This window comes from Maribacter sedimenticola, from assembly GCF_900188415.1.
In the GTDB taxonomy this organism is placed as follows: domain Bacteria; phylum Bacteroidota; class Bacteroidia; order Flavobacteriales; family Flavobacteriaceae; genus Maribacter; species Maribacter sedimenticola.
In genome coordinates, this window is the sequence record NZ_FZNV01000001.1 from 1 (window position 1) to 18,356 (window position 18,356).

Consider the following 18,356-nt stretch of genomic DNA (forward strand, 5'->3'; position numbering starts at 1 on the left):
AACGATAACAATGCCACGGTAACGGTCAACGGCGGCATTACGGGCGGTAGCGGCAATTATGTAATCTATGAGTTCATCGATAGCGCCTCCAACGTTGTACAGTCGGGCGCCTCCAACGTGCTGACGGTAACGGACAGAACCGGTGAGAGCTATACGATAAACGTATACGACGATAACGGATGTTCCGGCAGCACTACCGCTACGGTACTACCTTTCGACGAGATGACCGGGGCTTCCGCTGCGGTGACCACTACGGAGACCTGTGCGCCCGGATCTGAGGGCGAGATCACCGTTACGGCGACGTCCACAGCGGGCGACGACACGAGGTACGAGTACAGTATCGACAACGGTGCCACCTATGTTTCCACGAACGTATTCGGCGGACTTGCCGCTGGCACGTACAACTTCTTGGTAAGACATGTGGATACGGGCTGTATAGTAACAACATCTGCACGTATCGAGGAACCCAATACGTTCACGATCGATGTGGCGAAGAGCAGCGACGTGATCTGTTACGGAACGGATACGGGCGAGGTGACCTTCTCACTTGTGGATGCGACATATGCCGCCGGGTTCGACTGGGAAGTGTTTGATACCAACGGCACGCCCAACGATATCCTGGACGATGTTAGCGTAGCTACAGGCGACGAGGCCGCCCCAACGGTGAACCTTGGAGCGGGGAACTATTATGTTTCGGTGACCCAGGACAGCAACCCGTTCTGTACGAACAGGGAGTCGTTCACGATAAGCGGCCCAAGTGCCGATATTACGGGAACTACCGTAGTGACGGACATTACCTGTGCCACTGGGGACAACGACGGTTCGATCACGATTACCAACGTGGCCGGTGGATGGGGAGGCTATACCTACTATGTGGGTACGGCCGCGCCTAGCGCACCGACTGACTTTGTTCCCAACGCCACGTTCGGCGGACTTACGGCTGGCACCTACCAGGCATGGGCAAGGGACGGCGCGGGCTGTGAAAGGCTGATCCAGGACAATATCGTACTCGACGTCCCCGCTCCTATAGCGGCAACGCTTCAGGTGGTGCAGGAGAACTGTACGAACCTACAGGGAGTGCTCGAGGTGAGCGCACCCACCGGCGGACAGGGAAGCGGCTATACGTACCAATTGATATTGGACGGCAGCGATTTCCGTGCACCGCAGAACACGAGGGTATTCTCGGGTCTGGGCGCAGGAGTCTACGAGGTGACGATCACGGACCAATGGGGCTGTAGCTTCACCACGCCGCCCGTAGAGCTTTACGAGCAATTGTCCGCAACTACCACAGTGGATAAAGCTATTGATTGTACAGGTACACCTGGTGGAACGATTACGGTGAACGTAACGGGCGGTTCCGCGAACCTTGAGTTCGAGATGACCCCGCCTAGCGGACCTAACGTTGTCCAGATGAACGACCCTGTCTTTACCGGCCTGGTCGATGCGGGCACGTACACTTTCACGGTCAGGGACCTTGACACCACCAACCCGGTGTGCCAGACCATGGCGACACAGGTGCTGGACGCTCCGGTAGTTCCAGTACTATTGGATGCTACAATTGTAGACGTAAGCTGTTTTGGTGGAAGTGACGGTAGTATTAGAGCTAATATAGATCCATCGACTAATTCGAATCCAGCATATCAATATGAACTTTATAGTACTAGTGATTTGGTAACTCCAATTGCCCCCTTACAGGATAATCCGTTATTTACTGGATTAGCTGCGGGTGATTATCAGGTGCGTGTAGTATCGAGCAGAGGATGTGAAGGCATTAAGAACGAGACGGTTTCAGAGCCTACACAGTTATTGATCGATGCCACGGTAACGGAGTTTACTTGTTCAACAAATAACTCTGTGAACACTGCCACGATTACTGTGAATGTATTGGATGGAGCAACCACTTCTGGTGTTTCTTCAGGTACTTCACCATACCTATATAGTTTGGACAATGTAATTTTCCAAAGGTCCAATACGTTCAATATTGCGGATAACGGTAGTGAACAAATTATAGATGTATTTGTAAAAGACGATAATGGATGTACAGAAACTACTTCGGTAACGGTGCAACCTATAAATACGTTTATCGCTACAGTGACCAGAGATTTAGCCATCACTTGTACGAATGATGAGATAGTGACAATTTCAGTTACGGACAATGGTTTGGCGCACACTTATAGCTTTGAACTTTTACCAATTGGAAATAGTAACGGAACACTTACGGCAAGTACGGCAACAACGGCGGAATTTAGTTTAAGTGCCGTAGGAACCTATAATTTCCGTGTCACAGATTTGGATACCGGTTGTTATGTAGTAACGGACACATATTCTATTGCACCTTTTGATTTTATAACAGCAACCGCTACGGCAACCTCTGTAGTTACTTGTTATGGGGATACTAACGGTGGATTGTCAATTAATATCGATGGCTATTCCGGAACGTATGACTATCAAATTTTTGATACTGCAGGTAATGCCATTGGAAGTACGGTCTCTACGGATACAAGTGTAAACCCAAGACAGGTAGGAAATATTTCTGGAGGCAATTACTATGTTCAGATTACGGAAACCTCTGTGCCATTGTGCTCGGAAAACACCAATGTAGTAACCATAGCATCTCCGGACAGACCTTTGGATGCGGTAGTGAACCCTATTGCGGAAGTTACGTGTACCAATGATAAAGGTGAAATCAGTGTAACTCCTAGTGGAGGTTATAAGCCGTATGATATTACGTTGACGAATACCTTAACCGGAGAAAACATAACAGTTGAAAATGTTCAGGAAATGACATTTGGCAACCTTGCGGCTGGAGATTATACCATTCAAATAGCGGATAACGTAGGATGTTTTATCACCAGGACAGAAACACTTATACCTGCTACTCCTATTATTGCCAATGCCACACCTATAGTTACGGATTTGGCCTGTTATGGGGATACTGGCGCCGTAATAAGTGCTATTGTCACCGGAGGAGGAAGTGGTTCATATGGATATCAATTAAATTATTATGATGCTTCGGGTACAACCATTTTAAATACTACGGGTATACAGAACAATCCTAATTTCAATGATTTAGGTGCTGGTATTTATAGTATAACTGTGGTTGATGGTTGGGATTGTGATATGACCACCAACACGGTAGAAATTACACAACCAACTGAAATACAGGCATCTTTATTGAGAACCAACCCATTAACTTGTGCTACTGGAGCTGAATTTGAATTAACGGCCACAGGTGGCAGCGGTACGTATGAATATAGTGTTGACAATATTACCTATTTACCAATGACTACAAATCCATTAGGATTACCGGAAGCAGGTATCTACCAACATGGAAGGTATCAATTCTATGTACGTGATGCTATAAATGGTTGTGAGGCCGCATTGTCAAATGCCATTACTGAAAATGAGATTCTGCCGTTGACCCTCACAGTAGATGATACTGCAGCAGTATTAAATTGTTCAGGTGAAAACACCGCCATTATTTACGCAACTGCGGAAGGTGGATTAGGAAATTATCAATATGAATTATTCACCGATAGTTCCTTGTCCCCAGCATCAAGGATTGCCGGACCTCAAATTCAAGGTGTTTTCAGAAACTTGTCCGCGGGTACTTATTATGTATCTGTAACAAGTGAGGATTGTACCACCCAAGCAGAAGAGGTAATCATAGAAGATCCTATTCCTTTATCTTATACAGAGAGTATAATCGACGTAAGTTGTGCTGGAGAGAACAACGGACAAATAACGGTTACCCTTTCTGGCGGGGCTGGAGGATATCAATATGCTATTTCTCCAAACTTGAACCAAGCATTTACGACAAATACATTTACAGACCTTGCACCGGGAGAATACACCATACTTGCCCAGGACAGGAACGGCTGTTTTGAATATTTGACCTATACCATTTCAGAACCTGATATGTTAGTCGTTAACCCAACGGTTACTCCGGAAATCTGCGTGGATAGCCAAGATGGTTCTATAGTCCTTGAGATATTAGGAGGAACGGCACCTTACAGTACGGCCATCAATGCAAATGGCGATGCGGATTTTGTTCTTGGAAGGACTGAGTTTATAAATATGGCAGCGGATAATTATTTGATCTTTGTTAGGGATGCCAATGGTTGTGAAACCAATGTGATCGTTGATATAGAAAGAGGAGTCAACTTGAACGCGACGGTAGAGCCGGTTTACGAATGCTCTAGCGATATGCCTAATAATTATGTGAACATTACCTTGGAGGACGATAGTGTCATAGGAGATGTCCTTTATGCCATTGACTCCGTAGATCCGGAAGATTTACAGTTAAACCCAGATTTCAGGGATTCTGCACCGGGCAACCATTATATTACCATAGCACATGCCAATGGATGTTTACAGACTATAGACTTTGTAATTGAAGCTTTTGACCCATTGTCATTGACGTTGGAACAACATAACCTCAATGAGATAACTGCTGTGGCAGAAGGAGGTAGAGAAGATTACACCTATTATTTTGACGGTATCGATAATGGTAACAGCAATACGTTCTTCATTGATAGAACCGATACGTTTGAGGTGCGCGTCGTTGATCAAAACGGCTGTGAGTCCATTGCCAATATTTATATGGAATTTATAGACATTGAATTACCTAATTTCTTTACTCCTGACGGGGACGGTCAAAATGATTTTTGGATACCTAGAAACATGGAACAGTTTCCAGAAATACTAATAAAGATTTTTGATCGTTATGGTAGGGTAGTTTCCCAACAATTTGCAGACTCAGAAGGCTGGGATGGTACATATTCGGGCAAATTTTTACCTACTGGTGATTACTGGTATGTGATCAAACTGAATGGAGAAAGAGATGAAAGGGAATTTGTAGGGCACTTTACTCTATATCGTTAAAACTTAACCTAAAATGATGATGCGGAACAGTCTATTGATGTTGGTTTTTTTACTGAGTGCCTATGCTTTAAGAGGTCAGGAGCTTAATTCGCCTCAATTATCGCAGTACTTGGCAGACAATCCATTTGTCTTGTCGCCTACCTATGCGGGTATTGGTGACCATGTAAAAATCAGGTTAAATGGGTTGGCCCAGTGGGTAGGTATCAAAGATGCGCCCAGGACCCAATCATTAGCGGCAGATATGAGGGTAGGTGAAAAATCTGGAGTTGGGGTCTTTTTATATAATGACGCCAATGGAGACACCAAACAACAAGGGGCCAGGGTGTCATTTGCACACCATTTGACCTTGGACAAATATGATGATGAATTTTTGTCCTTTGGAATTTCATATAACTATAACGGATTTAGAATAGATAACGAAGATGCACAGAACAGCGGTGACCCAAACATCAACAATAGGTTGACGAACAACCATAATTTTGATGTTGGTATGCTCTATAGACTCAATAAATTTTTCTTGAGTGCAAACGTATCCAACTTATTGGACAAGGAAATAGATCTATCTACATTTTCAAGTTTAAACGAGCCTACGGCCTTGAGAAACTATTATTTATATTCCGGATATAGATATACCAAAAATAGAAATAGCCAGTTAGAAATTGAACCTTCAGTACTGTTCAAGATTTTTGAAAGTGACGGCAGGTCAGAAACAGATCTTAACGTTAAATTTAGATGGTACGAATTTGAGGATTATTACTATGCTGGGGTGAACTATCGTTTCTTAAATGACCAAATAGGGGATCCTTTATATATAGCTCCTTTTTTTGGCCTTAAAAAGAGTAACTTTTATTTTGGATATTCCTACCAAATTATTTTGAACGAAATTTTAGGATATAGCACGGGTACCCATGTTATCACCGTAGGTGTTGACCTTTTCCAAGGAATCAGTAATTGTAGATGTACCTATTAAATCTTCGGGCAGATTGATTATGTTTGCTATTTAGATTGTAGATAATGGGTAAAGTTCAGTTAGAAAATATTAAAGCATATGCCCACCATGGCTGCTTAAAGGAGGAAACCAATATTGGCAGTGATTATTTGGTCAATGTTTCTGTTACAACAAATTTGACCAAAGCATCTATCTCCGACCAATTATCTGACACGGTAGATTATGTCCATATCAATAAGATAGTAAAACAGGAAATGGCCATACCATCCAAATTATTGGAGCATGTGGCCAAAAGAATTTCGGATAGAATATTTTTGGAACTGCCCACTGTTGAGAAAGCTAAAATTTCGGTTTCTAAGATTAATCCTCCAATTAACGGAGATGTTGAGAAAGTTACCGTAGCCTTGAAATTAAAGAGAAAATAGTATACTTATGAAGAGCCCTGAAGATGGTAAGATTTTTAATTTTTTACTTTGATTTGTCCTAGAACAGGATAATTGTTTATTTTTGCTCTCTCTTAAAAATAATGGCATCGTGGCCGAGTGGCTAGGCACAGCTCTGCAAAAGCTTGTACAGCGGTTCGAATCCGCTCGATGCCTCTAAAAAAAACCCTTCCTTGGAAGGGTTTTTTGCTTATGATGAATTACCGGAAGTTAATAAAATAATATATCCTTTACCCACCTAAAGCATCTTTAATCACATACTTTATTTGGCCATAAATAGGCTAAAATATATTGCTTGGTCACTGCAGTAGGAAAACCAAGAAAATTGCAGGTATGAAATAAACAGCTATGGTTTTGGCCCCTTCATAATCCTTTGCCACGCGTTGTCCAAACAAGAGCATCAACAGCGTTACACATGCTAAAACGGCCCCATAAAAACCAATAGTGGCATCGTTTTCACTAACTAACAGATAGATTCCGACCAAGCATAAAAAACCGGCCACTACCTCTGTAATCAGCACAGTACCTACCATAAATGGCACTATGTTTTTAAGGGGTGTTTTGGCAAAATGATCTTTAAGCCATGAAATATTTCCAGACCAATCCGTTATTTTGTCCAATCCGCTTTGTAAAAAGGTGATGGACATAAAAAGTAACAATAAGATTTCGGTAGCATGTTCAAGGATGGTCTTCATGATATATTAATTAAGTTCCGCTTTTTTTCTATGTAAAAGCCGTGTAAGTTTTATGGATAGGTCCGTAAAAATAATCTTTGCATTACCATTCCTTTCTATATGGTAAATAGCATCTTCCAATTCTTTGGTAATATCCAGTATGTTGTTCTCATGTACAAAAGGCGCAAATTTCTTCAATTGAAATCCATCATTATGTATTTTAAGGTATGCAAGTTCTTCTGCACCATAATTGATCATTAATGCCTGCCTCATTACCACTATACAATAATGAAGAAAATTCTTTTGTGTTTCCCTTCCCGTTTTTGCAACTTCTTCTCCCCATAACAATAGTTCATGAATGGCCGCCTTATTGCCTTTTGCCTTGAACGCGCTTCTAACCCATTGTATAAACCAGTTCTCAAAGACTAAGTCTTCAGAATCATTGTTCAGCAAGTCCAATGCCTTGTTGAAATTTCCATTTGCTTCATGCGCAATTCTCATAGCTTCTGGTTTGGCCGCTCCCTTTTCAATCAATGCATTTGCGACCGCTTCTTCTGCCAAAGGAGGAAAATGTACAATTTGACAACGTGATTGTATTGTCTGTATAATTTGTTCCTCATCTTGGCACAGCAATAAAAAAACGGTTTTATCGGGCGGTTCCTCAATTAACTTCAGTAGTTTGTTAGAAGCCGCATTGTGTAATTTTTCGGCCATCCAAATAATCATGACCTTATACCCTCCTTCATAAGATTTCAAAGAAAGTTTCTTAACGATTTCCTGAGCTTCGTGAACTCCTATTTGACCTTGTTTTTTTTCAATTTCAATAAACCTGTACCAGTCAAAAAGGTTGCCGTAGGGCTGTTCCACAATAAATTGCCGCCATTCTTTCATATAATGGTCACTGACCGCTTTTGAACTTACTTTATCCGAGTTTGCAACGGGAAAAGCGAAATGCACATCGGGGTGAGAAATTGAATTGAACTTTAAATTACAAGCTTCATTGGGACCACTGTTCTCGCCACCAGTATTTCCGCAAATTATATATTGGGCATAGGCCAGTGCCATTGGTAAAAGACCACATCCTTCCGGACCAACAAAAAGTTGTGCATGAGGTATACGACCGGCATCTGCACTTGAGGACAAATGCTTTTTTATATGCGAGAGGCCTAAAATATCTTTAAATAACATAGATTCAAATATAGTTGTTTTAAAGCATAACAAAATTATTGCGATAGCGTATAAATTAACCCTGTATGCACTTTAACACAAGCCTATTAATCTTTACATTTGTGACCTAACAAAAGGAAAAACCAATGAAAGTATTGAATGACTTTAATTTTGAAGATAAGAAAGCGTTAATAAGAGTGGACTTTAATGTTCCCTTAAATGATAAATTTGAAGTAACGGATACAAATAGGATCGAAGCAGCGAAACCCACTATTATAAAAGTATTGGAAGATGGGGGTAGCGCCGTATTAATGAGCCATTTAGGCAGACCAAAAGGCCAGCGAAATGCCGACCTATCGTTAAGCCATATTTGTGATGCTGTTTCTGACATTATTGGGGTGTCCGTGAAATTTGTAGATGATTGTGTTGGAGAAAAGGCAGAAAAGGCCGTTGCAGAATTAAAAAATGGAGAGGTTTTGTTGTTGGAGAACCTTCGTTATTATAATGAAGAGGAAAAAGGGGACGAGGAATTTGCCGAAAAATTATCAAAACTGGGTGATATTTATGTAAACGATGCTTTTGGTACTGCACATAGGGCTCACGCTTCTACTACAATCGTTGCCAAATTCTTTCCAAACGCAAAATGTTTTGGATATCTATTGGCCAAGGAAATTGATGCTATTGAAAAAGTTATGGCAACTGGAGAAAAACCTGTTTTGGCCATCCTTGGAGGCGCAAAGGTTTCATCCAAGATTACCATTATTGAAAATATATTGGATAAGGTAGACGACCTTATCATTGGAGGGGGAATGACCTATACATTTATTAAAGCCCAAGGCGGTAAGGTAGGAGACTCTATTTGTGAGGATGATAAAATGGATTTGGCAATGGAAATTTTGGCCATGGCTAAGGAAAAAGGTGTCAAAGTACATATTCCGGTAGATGTTTTGGCTGCTGACGATTTTAATGCCGATGCCAATACTCAAATTGTAGATGTTGATAAAATACCGGAAGGCTGGCAAGGGTTGGATGCAGGTCCACGAACCCTTGAAAACTTTAAGAGCGTAATCTTGGCCTCTAAAACCATTTTATGGAACGGCCCTATTGGAGTATTTGAAATGGAAAAATTTGCCAAAGGAACTATTGCTGTAGGTAACTTCATTGATGAGGCAACAAAGAATGGTGCATTTTCCTTAGTAGGAGGCGGAGATTCTGTAGCCGCTGTAAAACAATTTGGTTTTGAAGACAAGGTTAGCTATGTATCAACAGGCGGAGGAGCCATGTTAGAAAGCTTAGAAGGTAAAACATTACCTGGTATCGCCGCAATATTAGCGTAGCCAAGGTGTTATCGATAAACGGTTTATAGCGAAAATTTGTGCATTTTAAGAGAATTAATTTTATTCTCTTTAAAAAATGTACGATTTTCGTTTGTTCCGTTAATTAATTTCACCTCAAAATGAAACAACTTACTTTTTCTTCTGGTTATTTATTAGGACTCTTGTTCTGTCCTTTTTTTGTCTTGGCCCAGGACAATGAGAGTACACAAGTAGTTGTGGATTCAATCAATTCTGAAGCGGTGATTAATAGGGTAAACGAGGCTTTACCTGTTAAAGATACCATCCGCGCGCAGAACACTATTAATATTACGAACAACCCATTGGGTAAGGAGCTCAGCCTTTTTAAGCCGACGGAATCTTCTACTTATGATTTAAAAGATCATGCCTTAGCTGCAAAATTTGATAGCCTTTGGATGAAAGAGCTCGTAGATGCAGCCCCTTTATTTAATGAAATGTATCAAGAGGTGTTGGAACTTGACACTACCTCTACAGTTGTCTATGACTTACACACGGACACTTTGAAACTTAGGTTGGCTCGTCTGAACGAACGAACACCATTTAATATTGAATATAATGCATCTTTGGAAAATGTCATTAAATCATTTTTGACCAGAAAGAGAGGTCTAATGGAGCGCATGTTGACGCTAAGCCAATTTTACTTCCCCTTATTTGAACAGGAATTTGACAATAAAAATATTCCTTTAGAAATGAAATATTTGTCAATTGTGGAATCTGCATTGAACCCTAAAGCCCGCTCAAGGGTAGGTGCAACAGGATTATGGCAATTTATGTACGGTACCGGTAAAGAAATGAAACTTACCATCAATAGTTATGTAGATGAGCGTAGCGATCCTATCAAGTCTACCGCAGCTGCTGCTAATTACCTTAACAGATTGTATAGAATATATGATGATTGGGATTTGGCACTGGCTGCCTATAATTCTGGACCGGGCAATGTAAACAAAGCTATTCGCAGAAGTGGTGGTCAAAGAAATTACTGGAACATTAGAAGAAATCTACCACGAGAGACGGCAGGGTACGTTCCTGCTTTTCAGGCTACCATGTATATATTTGAATATGCTGAGGAACATGGTTTAAAATCCAAGAAAGTAGACCGTGCATATTTTGAAACAGATACCGTACATGTTAAAAGTCTGATCACATTCGATCAAATCTCTGAATTGGCGGCCATAGATAAGGATGAATTAAAAATTCTTAACCCACATTACAAATTAGAAGTTATCCCTTATGTAGAAGGAAAACCGAACGCATTGAGGTTACCTGTACGAAAAATGGGAAAATTCGTAGCTAATGAAGAAGCAATTTATGCCCATGTAAAGAATGAACTTAAAGAAAAAGAGGAAATAGTTGCAGAAATACAGAAACAAGCTGAACAGAATAGTATTCGGTATAGGGTTAAGGACGGTGATTTCCTCGGAAAAATTGCCGAGAGGTATGGTGTTCGTGTAAGCCAGCTTAAACAGTGGAACGGATTGCGAAGCAATAATTTAAGAATTGGGCAACGATTAACTATCTATCCCAGAAAAAATTCCGGGACCTCTGTAAAGCCAAGGGAAACCCCAACCAGAACTGCGGTTACCAGCACTTCTAAAGTTCATGAAGTGAAGAGCGGCGATTCTTTGTGGACCATTTCCAGAAAATATCCTGGAGTTACTATAGAAAATTTACGAAAATGGAACGGTATTAGCGGTAACAATTTAAAGTTGGGCACAAAACTTAAATTGTGTGATTGTTCATCGTAAATAAAATACCAAATGAAAAAAAGATTAGTACTTTGTTTTTTTGCAGTTTTAGGACTTTTAAATGCCTGTAAGGAAAACGGTAAGGCAGATTACCTGCCGGAATCCGTTGGCGCAATGAATACCTTAACGGTAGTAATTGACAATGAATTATGGAAAAGTAGCGTTGGGGATGCCATACGTGAAAATTATACGGCAGCTGTTCCCGGACTTACCTGGGACGAAGCACAATTTAGTGTAACCCAAATTCCACCACAAGTGTTTTCTGGTTCCGTTCAAAATTCAAGTTCAATTCTATATGTTATGGAAGATTCCTTGAATGTGGCCCATATGAAGTCCAACATGTATGCAAAGCCACAAAAGGTGGGAGTTTTAAAAGGTAGAAACAAAGAAGAATTAATTGAGAATATACACAAGACCTCAAAAGAATTTATAGAGGATTTCAGGACCCTGGAAATCAGCAAGGCACAGAAAAGGTTTACAAAATCTTTGAACAAGGAAAAGGCTTTGGAAGACAAATTCAATATTTCCATGAATATACCTTCTGTGTATAGGGTAGGAAGGGAAGAGGACAATTTTGTTTGGATATCCCGTGAAATTCAAAAAGGGAACATGAACATTATTGCCTATACTATGCCTTGGGACAGTTTTGAACGAGACTCTACTTTTACGAAGGATATTATTAAAATGCGTGATTCTATAGGAAGCCTTTATATACCCGGAGAAGATATTCCGGGCAAGAAAAACCATATGATTACGGAAAAGGCATTTTCGCCATATGTCTTTCCTGCCGAAGTTTCCGGCAAAAAAGCGGCAGAGGTCAGGGGAATTTGGGAAATGTCCGCATATCCTATGGCAGGGCCGTTTTTAACCTATATCATCAACGATAAGGAGAACAACAGAAAATTGGTCATAGAAGGGTTTGTATTTGCCCCTGCCACGAAAAAAAGGGATTATATGTTTGAACTTGAAGCAATCCTAAAATCCGTTTCATATGACGTTAGCACAAAAGAATAGTTTTTAAGTAAAAAAATAAGATAAGAAAATACAGAGCGGCCCATGTTTAACATGGGCCGCTCTGTATTTACTTCAATCGGGAATTTAGTAAACTACCAATATTAAATTCCAATACTATAGGTTACTAAAGGAAAACCCTGTAGACACCCTGTATATCAATGCATACATGGCAAGCCCTATCAATATAAAACATAGCCATGAAAACAGTTTAAAATAGTTTTCAAGTAAGTAGCTTCTCCAGTTTCTAAAAGCCTCTGTATATATTTCCTTAACAAGTATAATCTTTTCCATAATGTAAAATTTAGTTGTTCCTGTCATCTAAAGTTCCAAATTAATTTAACCCTTATGGAAAAGATTAGGTAAAGGGATGAATTCCCCTTTAAAAAACAAACAGATTATACATGTTACTTTGTATGGCAGAAATACTCGTTGAACAACGTGTATGATTGTATACCTGCATTCGGTAAAGTGCTTATAAATAGGATGTTTTGAACCTGACGCAAATTGTTAATACCTGTTTTTACAAATTTATCGTTAACAATATCAAGATTACATTTCTACAACGATAAACTCAGACCTACGGTTTAGATAGTGTTGCTCTTCTGTACATGGTATTCTACCATTACACTCGTTAAGTAATCTTTCCTCACCATAACCTATTGCGCTTTCTATACGTTCCGGTGCAATACCTTGAGAAATCATATAATCCCTAGTTGATTTTGCACGTTTGTCAGAAAGATATTTGTTATACGATGCATCACCACGTGAATCCGTGTGCGACTCAATTTTAATGACCATGGTAGGTGAATCCTTCATAACGGCAACAAGTTTATCCAATTCCAGGGCGGCATCCTTACGTATGAAGGATTTATCGAAATTGAAATGAATCATTTCTGTCTTTAGCTTTTTTATACCATTTTCAACAGCAATGGCGTCATGAAGTTTACGCATGGTAACGGCTACATTTACCGTATCGTTTTCTGCAGTGGCAGATTCCCTTATATCTTCATAATATGTATCCTTTGTAGTCTTAAGGACATACCGGGTATCACTATCCAAATCCTCGAAAACAAAACTTCCGTTTTCATCGGTTTCCATTTCTTTGAGTTTGATATTGTTTTCATCCAACAATTCCACCATTGCATTTGGCATAACATCTCCAGATATTAATTCTGTAACTACGCCCGCAATAGCATTTATATTGGACGGTGTTTCTTCTAGTTCCAATTTTTTAAAGGAATAGATATCATCATCACCCTTACCGCCATCTCTGTTAGAAGCAAAGTAACCTTCTTGGGAATCTTCATCTACTATAAACGAAAAATCGTCTTTTTTACTATTTACGGGTTTCCCCAAATTTCTAGCTTCCAAGAAGCCATCATCTTCGTTATAGGCTACTTCAAAAATATCCAAGCCCCCAAGGCCAACATGTCCGTTAGATGAGAAATATAATTTTTTATCATTAATAAACGGAAACATTTCTTTTTGCTCCGTGTTGATTTCAGGACCTAGGTTCCTAGGTGTGGAAAACGATCCATCTTCAAGTACATCTACTACAAAAATATCCGTTTCACCTATACTGCCCGGCATATCAGATACAAAGTATAGTTGTTTACCATCTGTACTTAGTGCAGGGTGGCCGGTAGAATAATCGTCACTGTTAAAAGATACTTCCTCTGCTTCTGTCCATTCTCCGTTCACCTTTTTTGAGCGATATATTTTAAGGTGATTAATACCATTTTTATCCCTTTTTAACTTTTTTCCATAATTGTTCCTAGTGAAATACATGGTTTCATTGTCCGCGGAAAATGTGACCGACGCTTCATGATATTTGGTATTGATTTCCTTTGAAAATTTTATGGCATCTTTTAGATCCTTGGATTCTTTGTTGACTTTGGCGACATATAGATCTAGATACGGTTGATTATTCCATTTATACCGTCTGGTATTATAAATGGTAGAATCTTTGGATGAAGCGTAGACCATTTCGTCCTCATCATAATACATAGGGGAAAAATCAGAATTGCTGGAATTGATATTGAGGTTTTTAATGTCAAACCTATCTTTCATTCGTAAAAGTCCGTCCAACACAATTTCATTACGTTCATTTTGCAGTTCCCGTTTATCACCATCTAATTTTCGGTTATAAAGTTTCATCAGGCGTTTGGACCTTTTATAATTACCAGTACCTTTTAGGGAGTGAGCATATTTAAATAAATAATCCGTGGACAATTCCTTTTCATACTTTTCATATAGTAAATGGTACCATTTGTACGCTTTTTCCATATCTGTATTAAAGTAATGGGCATCACCCGCTTTTTTCAAAACATCTTCTGAATAGGGAGATTTGGAATTTGTTAAGGCTTTTTCATATAATGCCGCAGCTTCAGCATACCACATTTTGTCAAAGTACTCATCTGCCTTTTGTATAAGTTTGTCCTTGGTTTCCTTTAAAGGGGATGTATTTAATCTTTCTTCTTTTCTGTTATTCTTTAATGCGTTATTCTGTTTGGTCTCCTTCACCATGTCATTTGTGGCATCTTCCAATGGTTCCAATTTAGCAACAGGAACACCGTTTTGCATTTTCAACACCCAGATATTTTTCTTATAACGGTTGTCAAATTTGGTATTACAATCCGCAAAAGCTGTTTTCCAAGAGTTGTAATGGTTAAGGTATAGATAGTATAATTTGTTTTCAGGGTTTTGAAAGTATCCGGATTCAAATCCTTTTCTATTGAATTTTTTTACTTGGGCATCTAGATTTTCACTTTTTCTGAATATACCCGCAACTACATAATAGCCATTTTTTGCACCATCAATATTTCTAAAGGTCTTTTGTGGAATATCATAGGCCTGTGCCGCAAGTTCAAACTCTTTACCGTCCGTAAGTGACTTGGAGGGTTGTGAATGAACTATAGGTTCTTGATATCCTTCAGATGTAGTATCTGCCTGAAAATCTTGACTTTGGCCAAAAATGGCGAAACTTAAAAAATATATGTACAGTAATATTCTCATATGTATGATTGCTTGACCAACATAGTTTTATTGGTAAAAGTGCAAATAAGGACAGTTTAATTAATAGCTGTTGCCATTACAAGCTTTACGAAATTAGACGTAAAGTAGTATTTCATCGATTATTTGTTGTGAAACAGATGTTTTTTGTCGTGAACCTAGGCGTAACAGTTGCTTTTTATTTTGGTTAGCAACAATAATTCATTAATTGTAGTAGAAACACCTAAATAGTTGAATAACAGCTTTTAGGTAAAAATTTTAAAAGTGGATTTTAAATATGATGTGAATACAAACATAAAAAAAGCCCCAATGAATGGGGCTTCTATATAAGAGATAAGATTATTATAGTACTAATCCTTTTTCTTTTCTTCTAGTTGTTCATCCTCTTTAGAGGCGTCTTTAAATTCTTTGATTCCACTACCCAAACCCCTCATAAGTTCAGGAATTTTCTTTCCTCCGAATAATAGTAGTACAACCACTACCACCAGAATAATCTGTGGAGCACCTATGGCCAAAAAAGTAGATAAGATTGTCATAAGACTTTTGTTTTAAATGGATATCAAAGATACTAAAATCTACCAAAGAAAACTGAGTAATATTGGATAGGTTGACAATATTATAGAATTTAACTTATTATTGTGCATTATAGGGGTCTAAAATTTGGGGATAGCCACTATATTGTTGACTAAAACGCTTTATAATATATTTGTAAGTATATCTTTGTTAAGATGGCCAAAAAAGTTAAAAAACGTAAGGAAATTAAACGCAAGCTGCTGCACAAGTACCGTTTGGTTATTTTGAACGAAAATACTTTTGAAGAAAAAATTTCTTTTAAACTAAGCAGGTTGAACGTATTTGTAACAGGCTCATTATTTATGATCGCCCTTATTGGTTTAACCACCTTGCTAATTGCATTTACCCCATTAAGAGAGTATATACCAGGGTATTCTTCTACTAGATTAAAAAAACAAGCTACCGAACTGACCTATAAAACGGATTCTTTGGTTAGAACCTTGAATTATACCAATAAGTATTTGGATAATATTAGAATGGTACTCAAAGGGGATATTGAGAATACCGTGGTTAACCGCGACTCCTTGTTTCAACAATATAAGTTAGACCCATCCACCGTTGATCTAAACCCGATAAAGGAGGATTCCTTGTTAAGGGCAGAGGTTGCCTTGGAAGACAAATACAATCTGTTTGAACGTGTTATCGATAAGAAAAATTTAGTGTTGTTCGCGCCTGTAACAGGTGCAATTTCCATGAAATACGAACCAAAGGAAAAACATTACGCCGTAGATGTTACCGCTACCCGGGACAGCCCCGTCAAGGCAATAGCCAACGGAACCGTAATATTTTCCGAATGGACAGCGGATACAGGTTATGTAATTATCCTGGAACATGAAGGTGGACTCTTAAGCGTATATAAACACAATGGTTCCTTATCCAAATTTCAAGGGGACATTGTTAGAGGCGGTGAGGTAATTGCATCAGTGGGAAACACGGGGGAATTCACAACGGGGCCGCATTTACATTTTGAGTTGTGGGATAATGGTACTCCCATAGATCCATTGAATTATATAGATTTTAATTAACGTTCTACATGTCTATAAAGACCTTTGCTGCTAAAATATTTGCTCACCGTATAGATAAAAGAACCCAAAAATGGGTGCAGAATCCTATTGCAACACAGGAAAAGGTGTTCAAGGAATTGATTCAAAAAGCAAAATCCACCAAGTTTGGTAAAGATCATGGGTTCGGTTTTGTTCATCATCACAATGATTTTGTAAAACATGTTCCAATAAGGGACTATGAGGAACTGAAAACGTATGTAAACTTAGTGGTGAACGGAGAAGAAGATGTGCTTTGGCCAGGCTTACCCTTATATTTTGCAAAAACCTCCGGAACAACCTCTGGCGCAAAATATATTCCTATTACAGAAGCATCCATAAAGGAACAAGTTAAAGCTTCTAGAAACGCAATTTTGAACTACATACACGAAACTGGAAAGGCAGATTTTGTAACAGGTAAAATGATTTTTTTACAAGGTAGTCCCGTTCTTGAAGAAAAAAACGGGATAAAATTGGGTAGGTTATCTGGTATTTCCGCCCATTATGTACCTAATTATCTTCAAAAAAACCGTATGCCGTCATGGGAAACCAATTGTATAGAGGATTGGGAAACAAAGGTCAATGCCATAGTGGAAGAAACCAAAAATGAGGATATGACCGTAATTGCCGGTATACCTTCTTGGGTTCAAATGTATTTTGAAAAGTTAAAGAAAAATACCAATCAGCATATTGGAGATTTGTTCAAGAATTTTGAACTGTTTATCTATGGAGGGGTAAATTATGAGCCTTATAGAAAGAAGTTTGAAACCCTTATAGGAAGAAAAGTTGCCAGCATTGAACTTTTTCCGGCAAGCGAAGGGTTTTTTGCCTATCAAAATTCACAAAAGGAAAAAGGAATGCTTCTTTTATTGGATGCAGGTATATTCTATGAATTTGTAAGGACGGATGAGTTTTTTACGGAACATCCTAAAAGACATACATTAAAGGATGTAGAAATAGACGTAGATTATGTAATGATTATTTCGACGAACGCCGGTTTGTGGGCCTATAATTTAGGAGATACCATTCGGTTTGTTTCTCTTAATCCTTTTAAAATTGTCGTTTCTGGACGTATAAAACATTTTATTTCCGCATTTGGGGAACATGTTATTGCCAAAGAGGTGGAAGAAGCCATGCAAATTGCGACCAATAAAACGAATGCCAGCGTAAGTGAATTTACCGTAGCCCCACAAATTTCCCCTGAAGATATGCAATTACCTTATCATGAATGGTTCATTGAGTTTGAAAAGACACCAGATGATATGGGTAAATTCATTACGCATTTAGATGAGGCCCTACAACAACAAAATAGTTATTATTATGACTTAATAGTGGGCAAAGTTTTACAACCATTAAAAATAACTTCGATACAACAGGGCGGTTTTATGGAGTATATGAAATCCATTGGAAAGCTAGGTGGACAGAATAAAGTTCAGCGATTATCCAACGACCGTAAAGTTGCCGATGCCCTATCAAAATATAAAATCTCATAAACCCGGT

Annotated in this window: 13 protein-coding genes and 1 tRNA gene; 9 read left to right on the forward strand and 5 right to left on the reverse strand. The window is 39.0% G+C overall.

What is annotated here, in order from left to right:
* From CHB68_RS00005 to CHB68_RS00020, 4 genes are all read left to right on the forward strand, one after another.
* Positions 1–4,884: T9SS type B sorting domain-containing protein (locus tag CHB68_RS00005; protein ID WP_143815145.1), on the forward strand; the 4,884-nt coding region annotated here is incomplete at its 5' end.
* Between the two features lie 16 nt (positions 4,885–4,900).
* Positions 4,901–5,854, forward strand: a complete 954-nt coding sequence (locus CHB68_RS00010; RefSeq protein WP_449288632.1) for a PorP/SprF family type IX secretion system membrane protein — start codon at positions 4,901–4,903, stop codon at positions 5,852–5,854.
* Positions 5,855–5,898: 44 nt separating this feature from the next.
* On the forward strand, positions 5,899–6,258 hold the full coding sequence (gene folB / locus CHB68_RS00015) for a dihydroneopterin aldolase (RefSeq protein ID WP_089258306.1): 360 nt from the start codon (positions 5,899–5,901) through the stop codon (positions 6,256–6,258).
* A 103-nt stretch (positions 6,259–6,361) separates the two neighbouring features.
* Positions 6,362–6,432, forward strand: a tRNA-Cys gene (locus CHB68_RS00020).
* Positions 6,433–6,575: 143 nt separating this feature from the next.
* On the opposite strand, the gene CHB68_RS00025 is transcribed toward CHB68_RS00020, so the two are convergent.
* Both CHB68_RS00025 and CHB68_RS00030 read right to left on the reverse strand, forming a co-directional pair.
* Positions 6,576–6,971, reverse strand: coding sequence for a DoxX family membrane protein (locus CHB68_RS00025; RefSeq protein ID WP_089258308.1), 396 nt, complete (start codon positions 6,969–6,971; stop codon positions 6,576–6,578).
* A 6-nt stretch (positions 6,972–6,977) separates the two neighbouring features.
* Positions 6,978–8,138, reverse strand: coding sequence for a DNA polymerase III subunit (locus CHB68_RS00030; protein ID WP_089258310.1), 1,161 nt, complete (start codon positions 8,136–8,138; stop codon positions 6,978–6,980).
* A gap of 125 nt (positions 8,139–8,263) precedes the next feature.
* Here CHB68_RS00030 and CHB68_RS00035 point away from each other — a divergent pair, with 125 nt between their 5' ends.
* The 3 genes from CHB68_RS00035 (at position 8,264) to CHB68_RS00045 (ending at position 12,231) form a co-directional block, all read left to right on the forward strand.
* Positions 8,264–9,454, forward strand: coding sequence for a phosphoglycerate kinase (locus CHB68_RS00035; protein ID WP_089258312.1), 1,191 nt, complete (start codon positions 8,264–8,266; stop codon positions 9,452–9,454).
* 119 nt (positions 9,455–9,573) lie between these two features.
* On the forward strand, positions 9,574–11,217 hold the full coding sequence (locus tag CHB68_RS00040; RefSeq protein ID WP_089258314.1) for a LysM peptidoglycan-binding domain-containing protein: 1,644 nt from the start codon (positions 9,574–9,576) through the stop codon (positions 11,215–11,217).
* A 12-nt stretch (positions 11,218–11,229) separates the two neighbouring features.
* A complete protein-coding gene (locus tag CHB68_RS00045; RefSeq protein ID WP_089258316.1) occupies positions 11,230–12,231 on the forward strand; it encodes a DUF4837 family protein in 1,002 nt (333 codons plus the stop codon).
* Positions 12,232–12,345: 114 nt separating this feature from the next.
* Here CHB68_RS00045 and CHB68_RS18480 read toward each other — a convergent pair whose 3' ends face one another.
* The 3 genes from CHB68_RS18480 to tatA all read right to left on the reverse strand — a co-directional run bounded on the left by CHB68_RS18480 (position 12,346) and on the right by tatA (position 15,779).
* Complete coding sequence (locus CHB68_RS18480; RefSeq protein ID WP_179213116.1) at positions 12,346–12,522, reverse strand: DUF6747 family protein; 177 nt, start codon at positions 12,520–12,522, stop codon at positions 12,346–12,348.
* A 258-nt stretch (positions 12,523–12,780) separates the two neighbouring features.
* Positions 12,781–15,246 carry an OmpA family protein gene (locus CHB68_RS00055; RefSeq protein ID WP_089258318.1) on the reverse strand — a complete coding sequence of 822 codons (2,466 nt, stop codon included), beginning with the start codon at positions 15,244–15,246 and terminating at the stop codon, positions 12,781–12,783.
* A gap of 347 nt (positions 15,247–15,593) precedes the next feature.
* Entirely contained in the window at positions 15,594–15,779 is a 186-nt protein-coding gene (tatA, locus tag CHB68_RS00060) for a twin-arginine translocase TatA/TatE family subunit (RefSeq protein WP_079512276.1), read from the reverse strand.
* 192 nt (positions 15,780–15,971) lie between these two features.
* On the opposite strand from tatA, the gene CHB68_RS00065 reads away from it, so the two are divergent.
* On the forward strand, positions 15,972–16,841 hold the full coding sequence (locus tag CHB68_RS00065) for a M23 family metallopeptidase (protein ID WP_089258319.1): 870 nt from the start codon (positions 15,972–15,974) through the stop codon (positions 16,839–16,841).
* 8 nt (positions 16,842–16,849) lie between these two features.
* Positions 16,850–18,349, forward strand: a complete 1,500-nt coding sequence (locus CHB68_RS00070; protein WP_089258322.1) for a GH3 family domain-containing protein — start codon at positions 16,850–16,852, stop codon at positions 18,347–18,349.
* Positions 18,350–18,356: the final 7 nt, after the last annotated feature.

Coding starts and splice junctions, on each gene's coding strand:
- CHB68_RS00010 (WP_449288632.1), top strand. CDS start 4,901: ATGATGCGGAACAGTCTATTGATGTTGGTTTTTTTACTGAGTGCCTAT.
- folB (WP_089258306.1), top strand. CDS start 5,899: ATGGGTAAAGTTCAGTTAGAAAATATTAAAGCATATGCCCACCATGGC.
- CHB68_RS00025 (WP_089258308.1), bottom strand. CDS start 6,971: ATGAAGACCATCCTTGAACATGCTACCGAAATCTTATTGTTACTTTTT.
- CHB68_RS00030 (WP_089258310.1), bottom strand. CDS start 8,138: ATGTTATTTAAAGATATTTTAGGCCTCTCGCATATAAAAAAGCATTTG.
- CHB68_RS00035 (WP_089258312.1), top strand. CDS start 8,264: ATGAAAGTATTGAATGACTTTAATTTTGAAGATAAGAAAGCGTTAATA.
- CHB68_RS00040 (WP_089258314.1), top strand. CDS start 9,574: ATGAAACAACTTACTTTTTCTTCTGGTTATTTATTAGGACTCTTGTTC.
- CHB68_RS00045 (WP_089258316.1), top strand. CDS start 11,230: ATGAAAAAAAGATTAGTACTTTGTTTTTTTGCAGTTTTAGGACTTTTA.
- CHB68_RS18480 (WP_179213116.1), bottom strand. CDS start 12,522: ATGGAAAAGATTATACTTGTTAAGGAAATATATACAGAGGCTTTTAGA.
- CHB68_RS00055 (WP_089258318.1), bottom strand. CDS start 15,246: ATGAGAATATTACTGTACATATATTTTTTAAGTTTCGCCATTTTTGGC.
- tatA (WP_079512276.1), bottom strand. CDS start 15,779: ATGACAATCTTATCTACTTTTTTGGCCATAGGTGCTCCACAGATTATT.
- CHB68_RS00065 (WP_089258319.1), top strand. CDS start 15,972: ATGGCCAAAAAAGTTAAAAAACGTAAGGAAATTAAACGCAAGCTGCTG.
- CHB68_RS00070 (WP_089258322.1), top strand. CDS start 16,850: ATGTCTATAAAGACCTTTGCTGCTAAAATATTTGCTCACCGTATAGAT.